Raw genomic sequence first — 14,648 nt, 5'->3', positions numbered from 1 at the left:
GAGCCCAGGACGCCCGGCGTCCGGCCGAGCCGCTGTGCGCGTCACGCGCGGTAGATCGCCTCGATCTCCTCGGCGAAGTCCTTCGCCACCACGTTGCGCTTGAGCTTCAGCGACGGCGTGACATGGCCGGACTCCTCGGTGAACTGCGTCGGCAGGATGCGGAACTTGCGTACCGACTCGGCCTTGGAGACGGCTGCGTTGCCGTCGTCCACCGCCCGCTGCACTGCGGCCAGCAGCTCCGGGTCCCGGCTCAGCTCGGTGACGCTCTGTCCGGCCGGGCGGCCGTGCTCCGCCGCCCAGCGCGGCAGGAACTCCTCGTCGAGGGTGACCAGCGCGCCGACGAAGGGCCGGCCGTCGCCGACGACCATGCACTCGGCGATCAGCGCGTGCGCGCGGATGCGGTCCTCGATGACGGCCGGGGCGACGTTCTTGCCGCCCGCCGTCACCAGGATCTCCTTCTTGCGGCCGGTGATCGCGAGGTAGCCGTCCTCGTCGAGGGTGCCGATGTCACCGGTGTGGAACCAGCCGTCGGAGAGCGCTTCCTTGGTCGCCGACTCGTTGTTCCAGTACTCGGTGAACAGATGCTCGCCGTGCAGCAGCACCTCGCCGTCGTCGGCGATGCGCACCACCGAGCCGGGCAGCGGCTGGCCGACCGTACCGATCTTCTGGCGGTCCCACGGGTTGAAGGCGGTGGCCGCGCAGGACTCCGTCAGGCCGTAGCCCTCCAGGGCGGTGAAGCCGATGCCGCGGTAGAAGTGGCCCAGCCGCTCGCCCAGCGGCGCGCCGCCGGAGATGGCGTGGGTGGCGCGGCCGCCGAGCACGGCGCGCAGTTTGCCGAAGACCAGCTTGTCGAAGAGCTTGTGCTTGAGCCGCAGGCCGAGGGCGGGCCCGGCCTGGGTGTCCAGCGCGCGGCTGTAGGCGATGGCCGTCTCGGCGGCCCGGTCGAAGATCTTGCCCTTGCCCTCGGACTGCGCCTTGGCCCGCGCCGAGTTGTAGACCTTCTCGAAGACCCGGGGGACGCCGAGGATCAGGGTGGGGCGGAAGGAGTCGAGGTCTTCGGTGAGGTTCTTGATGTCGGGCGCGTGGCCGAGCTTGATGGGGGCCATGACCGAGGCCACCTGCACCAGCCGTCCGAAGACGTGCGCCACCGGCAGGAAGAGCAGCACCGAGGAGTGGCCGGTGCGGAAGAGGGGCTTGAGGCGCTCGACGACGTTGCCGCACTCGGCGAAGAAGCTGCGGTGGGTGAGCACACAGCCCTTGGGCCGGCCGGTGGTGCCGGAGGTGTACACGATGGTGGCGGGGGAGTCGGCGTCGGCGGTGGCGCTGCGCTCGTCCACCTCCGCGTCGGTGACGCCGGCGCCGGCCGCGCGCAGCCGGGCGATCGCGTCCCGCTCGATCTGCCAGATGTTCTCCAGCGCGGGCAGCCGGTCCCGTACGGACTCGACGGCGGCCTCCTGTGCGGGGGTCTCCACCAGGCAGGCCACCGCGCCGGAGTCGCCGAGGATCCACTGGACCTGTTCGGCGGAGCTGGTCTCGTACACGGGGACGGTGACCGCGCCCGCGCTCCAGATGGCGAAGTCCAGCAGCGTCCACTCGTAGCGGGTGCGCGACATCAGGCCGATCCGGTCGCCGGGCTGGATGCCGGCGGCCATCAGGCCCTTGGCGGCGGCCCGTACCTCGGCGAGGAAGACGGCGGCCGTCACGTCCTGCCAGCGGCCGTCGATCTTGCGGCCCATGACGGCGACATCAGGGTGCTGCGCGGCATTGCGGCGGATCAGATCCGTCAGGTTGCCGTCCGCGGGGACCTCGTACAGGGCCGGAAGGCTGAACTCGCGCAAGACTGCTGCTCCTCATTGGCGCCGGCCTCACGACGCTGTGTGCCGGCCGGCTGCGGTCCATGATCAGGCAGGGGGGGTGGTGGACTGCCCGGACGTTACCCATCGGTATTGCTTTTGGGATAGGGGGGTACGCCCAGATGTTCGATGCGTCACAGCGGTGTGACACGCGCCCGGGCGCGCCTGGGGACTGCTTCGCGCAGACTAGACCAGGCATTCGGTGACCGGGAAGTAACCGCAGGTCGGGCCCGTCTCCCGGCGGTACGTCCGGCCCCCTCCCGGCCGTACGCCTTTCGATCTAGGGTGACCGTCATGCGAGTGCATGTGGTCAGCGACGTACACGGCAACGGGCGGGATCTCGCCACGGCGGGCGACGGGGCCGACGCCCTGGTCTGCCTGGGCGACCTCGTCCTCTTCCTGGACTACGCCGACCACTCGCGCGGCATCTTCCCCGACCTCTTCGGCGTCGAGAACGCCCACCGGCTGGTCGAGCTGCGCACCGCCCGCCGCTTCGAGGAGGCCCGCGCCCTGGGCCGGCGGCTGTGGGGCGAGATCGAGCGCACGGGCGGCGGCCGAATGGCCGTCATCGAGGAGGCCGTCCGCCGGCAGTACGCCGAACTGTTCGCCGCCTTCCCGAAGCCGACGTACGCCACGTACGGCAACGTTGACCTCCCCCACCTGTGGCCCGAGTACGCGCGGCCGGGCACCACGGTCCTGGACGGCGAGCGGGTGGAGATCGGCGGCCGGGTCTTCGGGTTCGTCGGCGGCGGCCTGACGACGCCGATGCGGACCCCGTACGAGATCAGCGACGAGGAGTACGCCGCCAAGGTCGAGGCCGTGGGCGAGGTGGACGTGCTGTGCACGCACATCCCGCCGGACGTCCCGGAGCTCTGCTACGACGTCGTCGCCCGCCGCTTCGAACGCGGCAGCGCGGCCCTGCTGGACGCCATCCGCCGGACCCGCCCCCGCTACGCGCTCTTCGGACACGTGCATCAGCCGCTGGCCCCGCGGGTACGCGTCGGCGCCACCGAGTGCGTCAACGTGGGGCACTTCAACGCGACGGGAACGCCGTACGTCCTGGAGTGGTGACGGCCTTCCCGGGGACCTGCCCGCGGCATTCCCGCGGCTTCCCCGGGTATTTCCGCTGCCGTCCCGAGGTCCTTCCCGGGGGCCGCCTCCAGGGCCGACCGGATCGGCCGGGGAGCCGGTCCGGGGCTCTTTCGCCGCGCGGTAGCCTTCAGCAGCAGGGACACGCGTCTGGCGGACCGGCACGAATCGGCATGGAGGAGTCACGGCGATGGCCGAACACACCAGCTCTAGCATCACGATCGAGGCGGCGCCCGCCGAGGTGATGGGAGTGATCGCCGACTTTGACCGCTATCCGGACTGGACCGGCGAGGTCAAGGAAGCCGAGATCCTCAGCAAGGACGACCAGGGCCGTGCCGAGCAGGTCCGCCTGCTGCTGGACGCCGGCGCGATCAAGGACGACCACACCCTCGCGTACACCTGGATCAGCGACCACGAGGTCAGCTGGTCGCTGGTGAAGTCCCAGATGCTGCGGACACTCGACGGCTCCTACCGGCTCGTCCCGCTGGCCGGCGGCGCGCACACCGAAGTGACGTATCAGCTCACCGTCGACGTCAAGATCCCGATGCTCGGCATGATCAAGCGCAAGGCGGAGAAGGTCATCATCGACCGCGCGCTGGACGGGCTGAAGAAGCGCGTCGAGAGCGGCCCCACGGCCCCCGCCGACGAGGCCAAGCGGCTCTGACCATGCGTACCGTCCTCGTCACCGGCCCCGGCGGCGCCGGCCGCACCACCCTCGCCGCCGCCACCGCACTGGCCGGTGCCCGGCGCGGTGAGCGCGTCCTGCTGCTCACCGCCCGCGGCGGCGCGGCGGAACGCGCCCTGGGCACCCGGCTCGGCCGCCCCGGCGACCACCCGGTGCCCGTCGTCCCCGGCCTGCACGCCCGGTGCGTCGACCCCGGTGACCACTTCCGCCGCGAGACCCTCGCCTTCCAGGAGCGCGCGGGAGCCGCCCTCGACCTCCTGGGCGCCGCGCCGCTGGACGAGGACGAACTGACCGAACTGCCGGGCGCGGAGGCGTTCGCGCTGCTCCACGAGCTGCGCGAGGCCCACGAAGCGGCCGGCGGGCCCGACGGCCCGGACACGGTCGTCGTCGACATGCCGCCCGCCGCCGACACCGTCGCCCTGCTCGCCCTGCCCGAACAGGCCCGCCGCTACCTGCGCCGCCTGCTGCCGCCCGAGCGGCAGGCCGCCCGCGCGCTGCGGCCGGTGCTGGCCCAGCTCGCGGGCGTGCAGATGCCCACACAGAAGCTGTACGAGGCCGCGGAGCGCTGGGAGCACGAACTCGCCGCCGTACAGCGGATCATCGACCACCCCGGCACGACCGTACGGATCGTCACCGAAGCGGGCCCGGCCGCCGTCGCGGACCTGCGGGAGGTGCGCTCGGGCCTGGCCCTGTACGGACACCGCACCGACGCCGTCGTCGTGAACCGCCTGCTGCCCACCGGGTCGGCCGACCCGTTCCTGGCCGCGCTCTCCGGGCAGCAGCAGAGCGCGCTCAAGGCGCTGCGCGAGGAGTTCCCCGAGGCGCCGGTCGTCGAGGTGCCGCACCTGGGCCGCGACCCCGAGGGCACGGACGACCTGGACGAACTGATCCGCGGCACGGCCGGGGAACCCGCCGCGCCCGGGGACGCCGACGACACCTGGACCGTGCAGGACCGGCTCGCCTCGGACGGCATCCTCGTGTGGCGGGTACCGCTGCCGGGCGCCGAACGCGACGGACTCGGCCTGCTGCGGCGCGGCGACGAGGTCATCGTCACCGCCGGCCGCTTCCGGCGGATACGCACCCTGCCCTCCGCGCTGCGCCGCTGCTCGGTCTCCGGCGCGGGCCTGCGCGACGGCGCGCTGCACATCCGCTTCACCCCCGATCCGGATCTCTGGCCCCGCGGTCACTGAACGGCACACCGCCGTTCGGGTAACGTCGGAAGAAGCAGCACCGCCTCGAACCGCCGCACACGCGGCGGGTCCAGATCCGCCTCGCCGCCGCAGGAGTGAGTCCGCCATGAGCGATGCCACCGAGCGCCCCGCCGACCGTACGGACCGGTTCGACGCCGATGCCTGGGAAACGGCCTGCGCCGAGGACCTGGCGGCCGAGAAGGCCCGCCGCCGCGCACAGTACGGGCCGCCCCCGGGCAGCGCCGCCGAGGAACTGCGCCGTCTCGCGGAGGCCGTCACCGACAAGCTGGCCGGCATCCAGCTGCCGGGCGCCCTCGCCGGGATGGCCGCGCAGGGCGCCGTGCAGCAGCTCTTCCGGCAGGCCAAGGCCGTCGTCGAGCCGGTCGTCGAGCGCAACCCGGAGGTCTTCGACCACCTCGCCGCCGCCGGGTCCGAGCTGCTGGCCGCCTACCGCTCGGCCGTCGAGAGCGGCGAGCGCCGCTGGACCCGCGAAGCCGCCGGCGAGGCCGCACCGGCCGACGCACGGGAGGCCGCCGGGCCGGACATCGGCCACGACACGAGTGACATCCGCGACAAGCGTGACGACCAGGGCACCCGCCGGGACGACGAAGGGCCCGCCGGCACCGAGCGGATCGACCTCGACTGACCCGCCCCAGGTCCCCGGAGGGCACGGGCGCCGCTCCCTACTCCGGTACGGTTGTACGCGGCGGGGTACGACCAATAACTGAGGGACACATGGGACTCACCATCGGCGTCGACATCGGCGGCACGAAGATCGCGGCCGGCGTGGTCGACGAAGAGGGCACGATCCTCGAAACGTGCAAGGTGCCGACCCCGCAGGCCACCGACGAGCTGACGGAGGCCATCGCCGACGCGGTCCGCACCATCAGCGCCGACCACCAGGTCGAGGCCGTCGGCATCGGCGCCGCCGGCTACGTGGACGAGAAGCGGGCCACCGTCCTGTTCGCGCCCAACATCGACTGGCGCCACGAGCCGCTGAAGGACAAGGTCGAGCAGCGCGTCGGCCTGCCCGTCGTCGTCGAGAACGACGCCAACGCGGCGGCCTGGGGCGAGTACCGCTTCGGCGCCGGCCAGGGCCACAGCGACGTCATCTGCATCACCCTGGGCACCGGCCTGGGCGGCGGCATCATCATCGGCAACAAGCTGCGCCGCGGCCGGTTCGGCGTCGCCGCCGAGTTCGGCCACATCCGCGTCGTACCGGACGGCCTGCTGTGCGGCTGCGGCAGCCAGGGCTGCTGGGAGCAGTACGCCTCGGGCCGCGCCCTGCTGCGCTACGCCCGCCAGCGCGCCTTCGCCACCCCCGAGAACGCCAAGGTGCTGCTCTCGATGGGCGACGGCACCTCCGAGGGCATCGAGGGCCGGCACATCAGCGAGGCCGCCCGCCAGGGCGACCCGGTCGCCATCGACTCCTTCCGCGAGCTGGCCCGCTGGGCCGGCGCGGGCCTGGCCGACCTGGCCTCGCTCTTCGACCCGTCCGCCTTCATCGTCGGCGGCGGCGTCTCGGACGAGGGCGAACTGGTCCTCGACCCGATCCGCAAGTCCTTCCGCCGCTGGCTGGTGGGCAACCAGTGGCGGCCGCACGCCCAGGTGCTCGCCGCCCAGCTCGGCGGCAAGGCCGGCCTGGTCGGCGCCGCCGACCTGGCGCGCCAGGGCTGACCCGCGGTGCCGGCCGTGCCGCCCGCCTCCCGCACCGAGCCGGGCTCCGCTTCCGAGGACTGTGCATCGATCGGAGGCGGAGCGGAGCGGAGCGGCTCGGCCGTGCTCCGTGTGCTCAGCTACAACGTCCGCTCCCTGCGCGACGACCGCGCGGCGCTGGCCCGGGTGATCCGGGCCTGCACCCCGGACGTCGTCCTCGTGCAGGAGGCGCCGCGCTTCTTCCGCTGGCGCAAGAGCGTGGCAAGGCTGTGCCGCGCGACGGACCTGGTGCACGTGACGGGCGGCGCCACCGCCGCCGGACCGATGATCCTGTCCTCGCTGCGCGCCCACGTGGAGCGCACCGAGGACGTTCTGCTGCCCCGCACCCCCGGCCTGCACCAGCGCGGTTTTGCGACCGCGGTGGTACGGATCGGCGGCGCCCGGATCGGCCTGCTCAGCTGTCACCTCAGCCTCCGGGCCGACGAGCGGTACGGCCAGGCGGGCCTGCTGCTGGAGCGGCTGCGTGCGCTGGACACCCCGTACGCCGTCGCGGCCGGTGACCTCAACGAACGGCCGGACGGGCGCGCCTTCCGGCGGCTGGCGGGCCCGCTCACCGACGCCTGGGAAGCGGCGCCCTGGGGCGGGGAGTTCACCTCCACGCCCCACGACCCGCACCAGCGCATCGACGCCGTCTTCACGACCGGCGGCGTCGAGGTGCTGGGCTGCGGCGTACCGCGCGACCTGCCGGGCCTGAGCCACGGCGATCTGCTCGCCGCCACGGACCACCTGCCGGTGCTGGCCGCCCTCCGGGTGCCGGCCGCCGCGTAGGACGGCTCTTGCGAACGGGCCCGGACCCGGCAGTGCTCAGGACAGCTTCATCCTCGGCTCCCCCCGCCCGTTGAGGCCGGGACCGCCGCCGGTGCAGGTGAGCCGGGCCTTGGGGGCCTTGACGCTGTCGGTGCGGGCGTACGCCTGCCGCAGGCAGTTCCGCAGGGCCAACTGGCCCCAGTGGTTCGGGTGCAGTGCCTCCTGCACCTGGAACGGCGGCAGTACCGCGGTGACCGTCCGCACCCAGCTGACCCACTCCGTCTTGTCGGCCGCCCCCGGGTCGGTCCACCGGCTGACCGTGCCGCGCACCGGGTCGACCAGTCCGACGCCGCGCTCGCACAGGCGGTGCCCGTCGAAGCTGTGGGTGAGGTCGAGGAAGCGGACGTTGTCCAGCCCGCTCTTGTCGATGCCCCGCTCGACCGCCCGGCCGACCGCCGGCAGCACATGGTCCACCGCCCAGTCGGCGTCCCGGTCGGTGAACGCGCAGCCGCCCAGGGTCTGGCGCGCGCCCAGGGCCGCGGGGTAGCGGAAGTCGCGGCCGTGCGGGATGGGCGCCGGGTAGTTCTGTACGACCACGTCGTACTCGTCGGTGTCGTGGCCGGCCCGCAGCATCGCCTGCCTGACGTTGCGCAGCCCGCCCGCGATGTCGTCCGCCCGCCGCTCCACCGCCTGGTCGGTGAACCGGGCGCGGTTGGCCGCGTCCTGGCTGCACGACTTCGGCAGCGGGCTCAGGTAGGCCAGGACACAGGACTTGACGACGTCGCCGAAGCGGAAGTCGTTGCCGCCGATCGAGACGGCGACCATCTGCACGGGGTGCTCGCGGGCGTACTCCTCCAGCTGCTTGGCCTGGCCGGGCACGCCGGCCGCGTCGGAGAAGTCCAGGCCCGGCTTGGCTACGCCGTTCGGGGCCTGGAAGGAGTCGGTACGGGCACCGGAACAGGCCAGGTTCTCGCTCGCGGTGCCGGGCACCCCGAGGTGGATCTCGGCGGAGCGCGAGCGGTGGCACTTGGGGACGCGCTCGGCGGTGCGGCCCGCGTTGTCGAAGTACGCGGTCGGGCCCAGCGCGTCGATGCGGGGGTGGTTGGCGGGGTTGGCGTCGCTGTTGCCGGCCCAGCGTCCGGCCTCGCCGGAGATGTAGGAGTCGCCGAGGGAGACCACCGCGCCCGGCCCTGGGGCCTGCTGCGGCGGGTGGGCGGCGGCGGGCGCGGTGGCCAGCAGGCCCGTCACCGCGGCGACGGTCGCGGCGGCCGCGGCCACCCGGGTGCGACGGCGTGGACGTGGGCATGACGACGAGAGCGGATGGCGCACGGGGGTCCTCCCGGGAACACGGCCGGATACTCGGCGTGATCCTTCCCGTTCGCAGCGTCAACGTCGGTCAGGACACCTGGCGCGCGAGGGTGAATCCCGGGCCGCGCGGGCGACGGCGGCCCGGCCGCCCGCGGCGGCTGGTGCGGTCATACGACCGCGCCACCGCCCGGCAGGTCCTCGTCGTCCTCGTCGTCGTGCTTCATCCGGGCCACCAGTGTGGCGAAGCCGCCCAGGAAGCCGCCGATGCCCAGCAGCGTGATCCACCAGGTGACGGGCTGCTGCAACAGCACCATGAGCACCAGCAGCAGCGGCCCGCCGAGCACCGCGAGCCAGGCGAACTTGGCCGTCACGTCGGCCTTCGGCAGCGGCGGCGGCTCGGGCGGCACGAAGTGCCCCTCGTCCGACGGGTCGAGGTCGTCGTCGGACGCCTCGGCCGCCGACCAGTCGCGCGGCCCGACACCGGGCGCGAAGACCACGAAGCTGCCCACGCCGTTCCCGCCGGGCCGGTCCGGTGATCCGGGGGAGGGCTCGCTGCGCGGCCGCTCCTCGACGGTCAGGCCGCCGTCGTCCCGGTCCGTGCGGTCGTCGCGGTCGTCCCGGCCGGAGTCCGTAGGGATGGTGGGGTCCGTGCGGTCGCCGCGCCCCTGGCCGGCCTTCTCCGGGGGCTTGCCGTCGGCCCGCTGCCCGCCGTCGGCACGGTCCTCGCCGGACGTGCCCAGGCCGGCGCGGGCCGGACCCGTTCCCGTACCGCCGCTGCCGGACGGCCCGCCGGCCGCCTTCCGGCCCGTACTGGAGACCGGCCCGTCCTCGTCCGGGAAGGCGGGCGCCTTGCCGTACCCGGCCACGATCTCGGCCCAGGCGGCTTCCTCGTCCAGCGGATCGCGGGGATCGCGGGGGCTACGCTCCTCCACCGGTGGCCGTCTCCTCACTCTCCACGCCCGTGCGCACGCTCGGCGCCAGACGGGCGATGAAGTCGTAGGTCTCCTGGCAGATCCGCTCGGCGTCGTGGTCGAGCGTGGCGACGTGGTAGCTGCGCTCCAGCAGCGTCTGCCGGATGTCCTTCGAGGACACCCGGCTCAGGATGCGCTCGGAGTCGGCGGGCGGCACGACGTGGTCCTGCGGGCTGGTCATCACCAGCAAGGGCTGGGTGACCTTGGGCAGTTCGGCGTCGACGAGCTGGAAGAAGCGGCGCAGTGAGTGCGCGGCGTGCAGCGGCACCCGGTCGTAGCCCAGCTCGTGCGACCCGGGCCTGGCGATGTCGTCGGCCAGGCCCTTGGTCGTACGGACCAGGTGGCGCAGCACCGGCAGCAGCGGGGCGGCCGCGTCGTGCACCTTGTTGCCCGGGTTGACCAGCGCCAGGCCGCTGATGGCGGAACCGTGCCGCTCGGCCAGCCGCAGCGCCAGCGCGCCGCCCATCGACAGGCCGCACACGAAGACCCGCTCGCACCGTCCGGACAGCGACCGCAGCTCGCGGTCGACCTCGGCGTACCAGTCCTGCCAGGTGGTGAGCTGCAGGTCCTGCCAGCGGGTGCCGTGGCCGGGCAGCAGCGGGAGCGAGACCGTCAGGCCGCGGTCGGCCAGGTACTCGGCCCAGGGGCGTACGGACTGGGGGGAGCCGGTGAAACCGTGGCAGACGAGGACGCCGGTCCGGCCGCCGTCGCGGCGGAACGGCTCGGCTCCGGGAAACAGCGGCACCGGGGGACTCCGATCGGTGAGGGGCCGTGCGGCAACGGGTTGCGCGGGTCACTGGAAGCCTACGCGGAGCGGCGCCGGGCGGATAGGTCCGAATGCCCCCGCGGAGCCCGCTCGTGCGCCCCGTGCGCCGTGGCCGTGCGCTCCGCCCGGCTGCCCCGCCGGTCCGGGTGGGCGGGCCCGCCGAGAAGAGGGGGACGCCGGGGCAGGTTAAGGTCTTTGCGTCACACACAGGAGGCAGTGGGTTGATCTACGGCGCAATGAAGTTTTCCATCGGCGGATCGCTGAAGCTGGCTTTCCGTCCCTGGGTGGAGGGCCTGGAGAACATCCCCGCAACGGGACCCGCGATCCTGGCGAGCAACCATCTGTCCTTCTCGGACTCCTTCTTCCTGCCCGCGGTGCTCGACCGCAAGGTGACCTTCATCGCCAAGGCCGAGTACTTCACCTCCCCGGGCGTCAAGGGCAAGCTGACCGCCGCCTTCTTCAAGGGGGTGGGCCAGCTGCCGGTGGACCGCTCGGGCGCGCGCGGCGCGGGCGAGGCGGCGATCAAGAGCGGCATCGAGGTGCTGGAGCGCGGTGAGCTGTTCGGCATCTACCCGGAGGGCACCCGCTCACCGGACGGCCGGCTCTACCGCGGCAAGCCCGGCGGCCTGGCCCGGGTGGCGCTGGCCACCGGCGCCCCGGTCATCCCCGTCGCGATGATCGACACGGAGAAGGTGCAGCCGCCGGGCAAGGTGATGCCGAAGATGATCCGGCCCGGCATCCGGATCGGCAGGCCGCTGGACTTCAGCCGGTACCACGGCATGGAGGGCGACCGCTTCATCCTGCGCTCGGTGACCGACGAGGTCATGTACGAGATCATGAAGCTGTCGGGCCAGGAGTACGTGGACATCTACGCGACCGCCGCCAAGCGGCAGATCGCGGAGGCGGCCAAGAAGAAGGCCGAGGCGGAGAAGGCGGCCAAGGCCGGCAAGGGGCAGGCCGCACCGGCCGCGGAGCAGCAGGGCAGGACCGGCACCGGGGCGTAGTCGCGCCCCGGCACAGGGTGGGGGCGAAATGGCAGAGGCAGAGATACGGCCCGCGGCCGGCGCGGCGGCGGGCAAGGGCGGGGAACGGCCGCGGCGCGCGGTCCGGATGTCCGTGGAGCTCCCGCTGTGGCGGGCGCTGACCGGCTACCGCGTCCTGACCCTCGTCTATGTCCTGGTCCTGTTCGGGGTCTCCTACAAGCAGTACGCGCACCCGCTCGGCGCCGCCGCGTACATGACGGCGCTGACCGTGTGGATGGCCTTCACCTGGCGCCGTACGACCTCCCCGGAGCGCTGCACCCGGGCCTTCCTGATCGGCGACCTGTCCTTCGCGCTCGGCGGCATCCTGCTCACCCTCCTGGTGGACAGCCACGAGCGGATCATGGACGGCGGGCCGACGCTGCCGTCCATCTGGACGGCGGGCGCGGTGCTCGGCTTCGCCATCAAGGGCGGCTGGCGCTGGGCCGCGGTGGCCTCCGCGCTGGTCGCCGTCGTCAACCTGGTCGAGCGCCAGGAGTTCGCCCGCGACACCATCCACAACGTGGTGCTCGTGTGGGTGGCCAGTGTCGCGATCGGATACGTCGTCGAGGTGGCCCGCGCCAGTGAGCGCACCCTCGCCCGCGCCCTGCAGATCGAGGCCGCCACCCGCGAGCGGGAACGGCTGGCCCGCGACATCCACGACAGCGTGCTCCAGGTCCTGGCCATGGTGCAGCGGCGCGGCGCCGCGATCGGCGGCGAGGCGGCCGAGCTGGGCCGGATGGCGGGCGAGCAGGAGGTCGCGCTGCGCACGCTGGTCTCCAGCGGACTGGTGCCGCCGCAGCGCAGCGCCGCCTCCGGCGCGGCGGACGACGCGGTCCGCACCCCGGAGGAGGCACTGGCGGCGCCGGTGGCGTGCGCCGAGGACGGCCCCGATGCCGGGCCCTGTGACGTCCGGGCCCTGCTGGCGCCGCACGCCGGCGCGCGTGTCACGTTCTCCGAGCCGGGCGCGCCCGTCGTGCTCCCGGCGGCCGCCGCTGCGGAGCTGGCGGCCGCTGTCAGTGCCGCGTTGGACAATGTCAAGGTGCACGCGGGTGCCGGGGCACAGGCGTGGATCCTGGTGGAGGACGAGCCGGACGAGGTGGTCGTGACGGTGCGGGACGACGGTCCCGGCATCCCCGAAGGCCGCCTCGCGGACGCCGAGCGCGAGGGCCGGCTGGGGGTGGCCCTGTCGATCCGCGGCCGGCTGCGGGACCTGGGCGGCAGCGCCGACTGGATCTCGGTCCCCGGCCAGGGCACCGAAGTGGAGCTGAAAGTCCCCAAGGGCGGTGCGCCCGAGGGCCGGAAACGGGGGAGGAGCACGGCGTGAGTGAGCCGCAGGGCGTGAAGGTGATGGTGGTCGACGACCACCCGATGTGGCGGGACGCGGTCGCCCGCGACCTGGCCGAGGCCGGGTTCGAGGTGGTGGCGACGGCCGGGGACGGGCCGCAGGCGGTGCGCCGGGCGCAGGCCGCGGTGCCCGACGTCCTGGTGCTGGACCTGAATCTGCCGGGCCTGCCCGGTGTGGAGGTCTGCCGGGAGCTGGTCGGCGCCCATCCCGCCCTTCGGGTGCTGGTGCTCTCCGCCAGCGGCGAGCACGCCGACGTGCTGGAGGCCGTCAAGTCGGGCGCGACGGGCTATCTGCTCAAGTCGGCCAGTACGGAAGAGCTGCTGGACGCGGTGCGCCGTACGGCGGCCGGCGATCCGGTGTTCACGCCGGGGCTGGCCGGGCTGGTGCTGGGGGAGTACCGCCGGCTGGCGACCGAGCCCGTCCCGGCCGCCGGGGACGAGCCGGGCGCGCCGCAGCTGACCGAGCGGGAGACCGAGGTGCTGCGCCTGGTCGCCAAGGGCCTGTCGTACAAGCAGATCGCCGAGCGGCTGGTCATCTCGCACCGCACGGTCCAGAACCACGTGCAGAACACCCTGGGCAAGCTCCAGCTGCACAACCGCGTCGAACTGGTCCGGTATGCGATAGAACGCGGCCTGGACGAGGTCTGAGTCCCGGCCCGCGGTCCTGTAAGGGCACCGGCCGTCTTCGCGCAATGCGCTCGTACGAGTGAACGCATCGCGTCAAGTCCCCGGCATTTCCGGGGAATTCGCTTTCCTCCCCATCCCTGGGTGACGTGCATCACCATTAGCGTGACCGGCGTCGGCACAGCACGGCCGCGCGCGGCCACCGGCGGGTGCGCGGCCCCTCACGGGATGAAGGTGAAGAAGCGATGCGGGTGGGAGTACTGACCGGCGGCGGTGACTGCCCCGGTCTCAACGCGGTCATCCGAGGCGTGGTGCGCAAGGGCGTCCAGGAGTACGGCTACGACTTCGTCGGCTTCCGGGACGGCTGGCGCGGGCCCCTGGAGGGCGACACGGTACCGCTCGACATTCCCGCCGTACGCGGCATCCTGCCCCGCGGCGGCACGGTCCTCGGCTCCTCGCGGACCAACCCCCTCAAGCAGCAGGACGGCATCCGCCGGATCAAGGACACCCTCGCCAAGGAAGAGGTCGAGGCGCTGATCACGATCGGCGGCGAGGACACCCTCGGGGTCGCCGCCCGGCTCTCCGGCGAGTACGGCGTGCCCTGCGTCGGCGTGCCCAAGACCATCGACAACGACCTGTCCGCCACCGACTACACCTTCGGCTTCGACACCGCCGTCGGCGTCGCCACCGAGGCCATCGACCGGCTGCACACCACCGCCGAGTCGCACATGCGCGTCCTGGTCGTCGAGGTCATGGGCCGGCACGCGGGCTGGATCGCACTGCACTCCGGCCTGGCGGGCGGCGCCAACGTCATCCTCATCCCCGAGCAGCGCTTCGACATCGACCAGGTCTGCGCCTGGATCGAGTCCCGCTTCAAGGTCCGCTACGCGCCGATCGTGGTGATCGCCGAGGGCGCCATGCCCAAGGACGGCCAGATGGTCCTCAAGGACGGTTCGAAGGACTCCTTCGGGCATGTGCGGCTGTCCGGCGTGGGCGAGTGGCTGGCCAAGGAGATCGAGGAGCGTACGGGCAAGGAGGCCCGTACGACGGTGCTCGGCCACACCCAGCGCGGCGGCACGCCCAGTGCCTTCGACCGCTGGCTGGCCACCCGTTTCGGCCTGCACGCGATCGACGCGGTGCGCGACGGGGACTACGGGAAGATGGTCGCCCTGCGCGGCACGGACATCGTCCGGGTGCCGCTGGCCGAGGCCACCGCGAAGCTCAAGACGGTCGACCCGAAGCTGTACGCGGAGGCCGGGGTCTTCTTCGGGTGAGCCGGCGGGCGGGGTGCGGCCGGGTCCGCGGACGGCGGTCCCGCCGTACGCCGCCGTGC

Annotated in this window: 14 protein-coding genes; 10 read left to right on the top strand and 4 right to left on the bottom strand. The window is 73.2% G+C overall.

The window, feature by feature from the left end; genetic code table 11:
- Nucleotides 1-41 precede the first annotated feature (41 nt).
- Nucleotides 42-1,838 (bottom strand): AMP-dependent synthetase/ligase, encoded by a 1,797-nt coding sequence (locus ACZ4Z1_RS25310; protein ID WP_468488900.1) that lies wholly within the window; start codon nt 1,836-1,838, stop codon nt 42-44.
- 321 nt (nt 1,839-2,159) lie between these two features.
- On the opposite strand from ACZ4Z1_RS25310, the gene ACZ4Z1_RS25305 reads away from it, so the two are divergent.
- The 6 genes from ACZ4Z1_RS25305 (at nt 2,160) to ACZ4Z1_RS25280 (ending at nt 7,301) form a co-directional block, all read left to right on the top strand.
- Nucleotides 2,160-2,924: a metallophosphoesterase family protein gene (locus tag ACZ4Z1_RS25305; protein WP_468489033.1), complete on the top strand. Its 765-nt coding sequence runs from the start codon at nt 2,160-2,162 to the stop codon at nt 2,922-2,924.
- A 208-nt stretch (nt 2,925-3,132) separates the two neighbouring features.
- A complete protein-coding gene (locus ACZ4Z1_RS25300) occupies nt 3,133-3,606 on the top strand; it encodes an SRPBCC family protein (RefSeq protein WP_468488899.1) in 474 nt (157 codons plus the stop codon).
- Between the two features lie 2 nt (nt 3,607-3,608).
- A complete protein-coding gene (locus ACZ4Z1_RS25295; RefSeq protein WP_468488898.1) occupies nt 3,609-4,817 on the top strand; it encodes an ArsA family ATPase in 1,209 nt (402 codons plus the stop codon).
- Nucleotides 4,818-4,923: 106 nt separating this feature from the next.
- Nucleotides 4,924-5,463 (top strand): DUF5304 domain-containing protein, encoded by a 540-nt coding sequence (locus tag ACZ4Z1_RS25290; RefSeq protein WP_468488897.1) that lies wholly within the window; start codon nt 4,924-4,926, stop codon nt 5,461-5,463.
- A gap of 89 nt (nt 5,464-5,552) precedes the next feature.
- Complete coding sequence (locus ACZ4Z1_RS25285) at nt 5,553-6,494, top strand: ROK family glucokinase (protein ID WP_053698163.1); 942 nt, start codon at nt 5,553-5,555, stop codon at nt 6,492-6,494.
- Between the two features lie 102 nt (nt 6,495-6,596).
- A complete protein-coding gene (locus tag ACZ4Z1_RS25280) occupies nt 6,597-7,301 on the top strand; it encodes an endonuclease/exonuclease/phosphatase family protein (protein WP_468488896.1) in 705 nt (234 codons plus the stop codon).
- A 36-nt stretch (nt 7,302-7,337) separates the two neighbouring features.
- Here the strand turns inward: ACZ4Z1_RS25280 and ACZ4Z1_RS25275 are convergent, their stop codons facing one another.
- The 3 genes from ACZ4Z1_RS25275 to ACZ4Z1_RS25265 all read right to left on the bottom strand — a co-directional run bounded on the left by ACZ4Z1_RS25275 (nt 7,338) and on the right by ACZ4Z1_RS25265 (nt 10,304).
- Nucleotides 7,338-8,528: an SGNH/GDSL hydrolase family protein gene (locus tag ACZ4Z1_RS25275; protein WP_468488895.1), complete on the bottom strand. Its 1,191-nt coding sequence runs from the start codon at nt 8,526-8,528 to the stop codon at nt 7,338-7,340.
- 227 nt (nt 8,529-8,755) lie between these two features.
- Nucleotides 8,756-9,520 (bottom strand): hypothetical protein, encoded by a 765-nt coding sequence (locus ACZ4Z1_RS25270; RefSeq protein WP_468488894.1) that lies wholly within the window; start codon nt 9,518-9,520, stop codon nt 8,756-8,758.
- On the bottom strand, nt 9,507-10,304 hold the full coding sequence (locus tag ACZ4Z1_RS25265) for an alpha/beta hydrolase (RefSeq protein WP_468488893.1): 798 nt from the start codon (nt 10,302-10,304) through the stop codon (nt 9,507-9,509). Before ACZ4Z1_RS25265 ends, ACZ4Z1_RS25270 begins: the two co-directional genes overlap by 14 nt.
- 257 nt (nt 10,305-10,561) lie before the next feature.
- Here ACZ4Z1_RS25265 and ACZ4Z1_RS25260 point away from each other — a divergent pair, with 257 nt between their 5' ends.
- The 4 genes from ACZ4Z1_RS25260 to ACZ4Z1_RS25245 all read left to right on the top strand — a co-directional run bounded on the left by ACZ4Z1_RS25260 (nt 10,562) and on the right by ACZ4Z1_RS25245 (nt 14,589).
- Complete coding sequence (locus tag ACZ4Z1_RS25260) at nt 10,562-11,329, top strand: lysophospholipid acyltransferase family protein (protein ID WP_468488892.1); 768 nt, start codon at nt 10,562-10,564, stop codon at nt 11,327-11,329.
- A gap of 106 nt (nt 11,330-11,435) precedes the next feature.
- Nucleotides 11,436-12,671, top strand: a complete 1,236-nt coding sequence (gene macS / locus ACZ4Z1_RS25255; protein WP_468489032.1) for a MacS family sensor histidine kinase — start codon at nt 11,436-11,438, stop codon at nt 12,669-12,671.
- 23 nt (nt 12,672-12,694) lie between these two features.
- A complete protein-coding gene (locus tag ACZ4Z1_RS25250; protein WP_468489031.1) occupies nt 12,695-13,339 on the top strand; it encodes a response regulator in 645 nt (214 codons plus the stop codon).
- Nucleotides 13,340-13,560: 221 nt separating this feature from the next.
- Nucleotides 13,561-14,589 carry a 6-phosphofructokinase gene (locus ACZ4Z1_RS25245; RefSeq protein ID WP_468488891.1) on the top strand — a complete coding sequence of 343 codons (1,029 nt, stop codon included), beginning with the start codon at nt 13,561-13,563 and terminating at the stop codon, nt 14,587-14,589.
- Nucleotides 14,590-14,648 lie beyond the last annotated feature (59 nt).

The sequence above is a fragment of the Streptomyces sp. NPDC030165 genome (assembly GCF_055573595.1).
Note: the sequence above shows the minus strand (reverse complement) of the source record. Positions and strands in the feature narration are given on the sequence as shown.

Bases quoted from the DNA above. Each gene is read 5' to 3' on its own strand.
- ACZ4Z1_RS25300 (WP_468488899.1), top strand. From the start codon at position 3,133: ATGGCCGAACACACCAGCTCTAGCATCACGATCGAGGCGGCGCCCGCC.
- ACZ4Z1_RS25295 (WP_468488898.1), top strand. From the start codon at position 3,609: ATGCGTACCGTCCTCGTCACCGGCCCCGGCGGCGCCGGCCGCACCACC.
- ACZ4Z1_RS25290 (WP_468488897.1), top strand. From the start codon at position 4,924: ATGAGCGATGCCACCGAGCGCCCCGCCGACCGTACGGACCGGTTCGAC.
- ACZ4Z1_RS25285 (WP_053698163.1), top strand. From the start codon at position 5,553: ATGGGACTCACCATCGGCGTCGACATCGGCGGCACGAAGATCGCGGCC.
- ACZ4Z1_RS25260 (WP_468488892.1), top strand. From the start codon at position 10,562: ATGAAGTTTTCCATCGGCGGATCGCTGAAGCTGGCTTTCCGTCCCTGG.
- macS (WP_468489032.1), top strand. From the start codon at position 11,436: ATGTCCGTGGAGCTCCCGCTGTGGCGGGCGCTGACCGGCTACCGCGTC.
- ACZ4Z1_RS25250 (WP_468489031.1), top strand. From the start codon at position 12,695: ATGGTGGTCGACGACCACCCGATGTGGCGGGACGCGGTCGCCCGCGAC.
- ACZ4Z1_RS25245 (WP_468488891.1), top strand. From the start codon at position 13,561: ATGCGGGTGGGAGTACTGACCGGCGGCGGTGACTGCCCCGGTCTCAAC.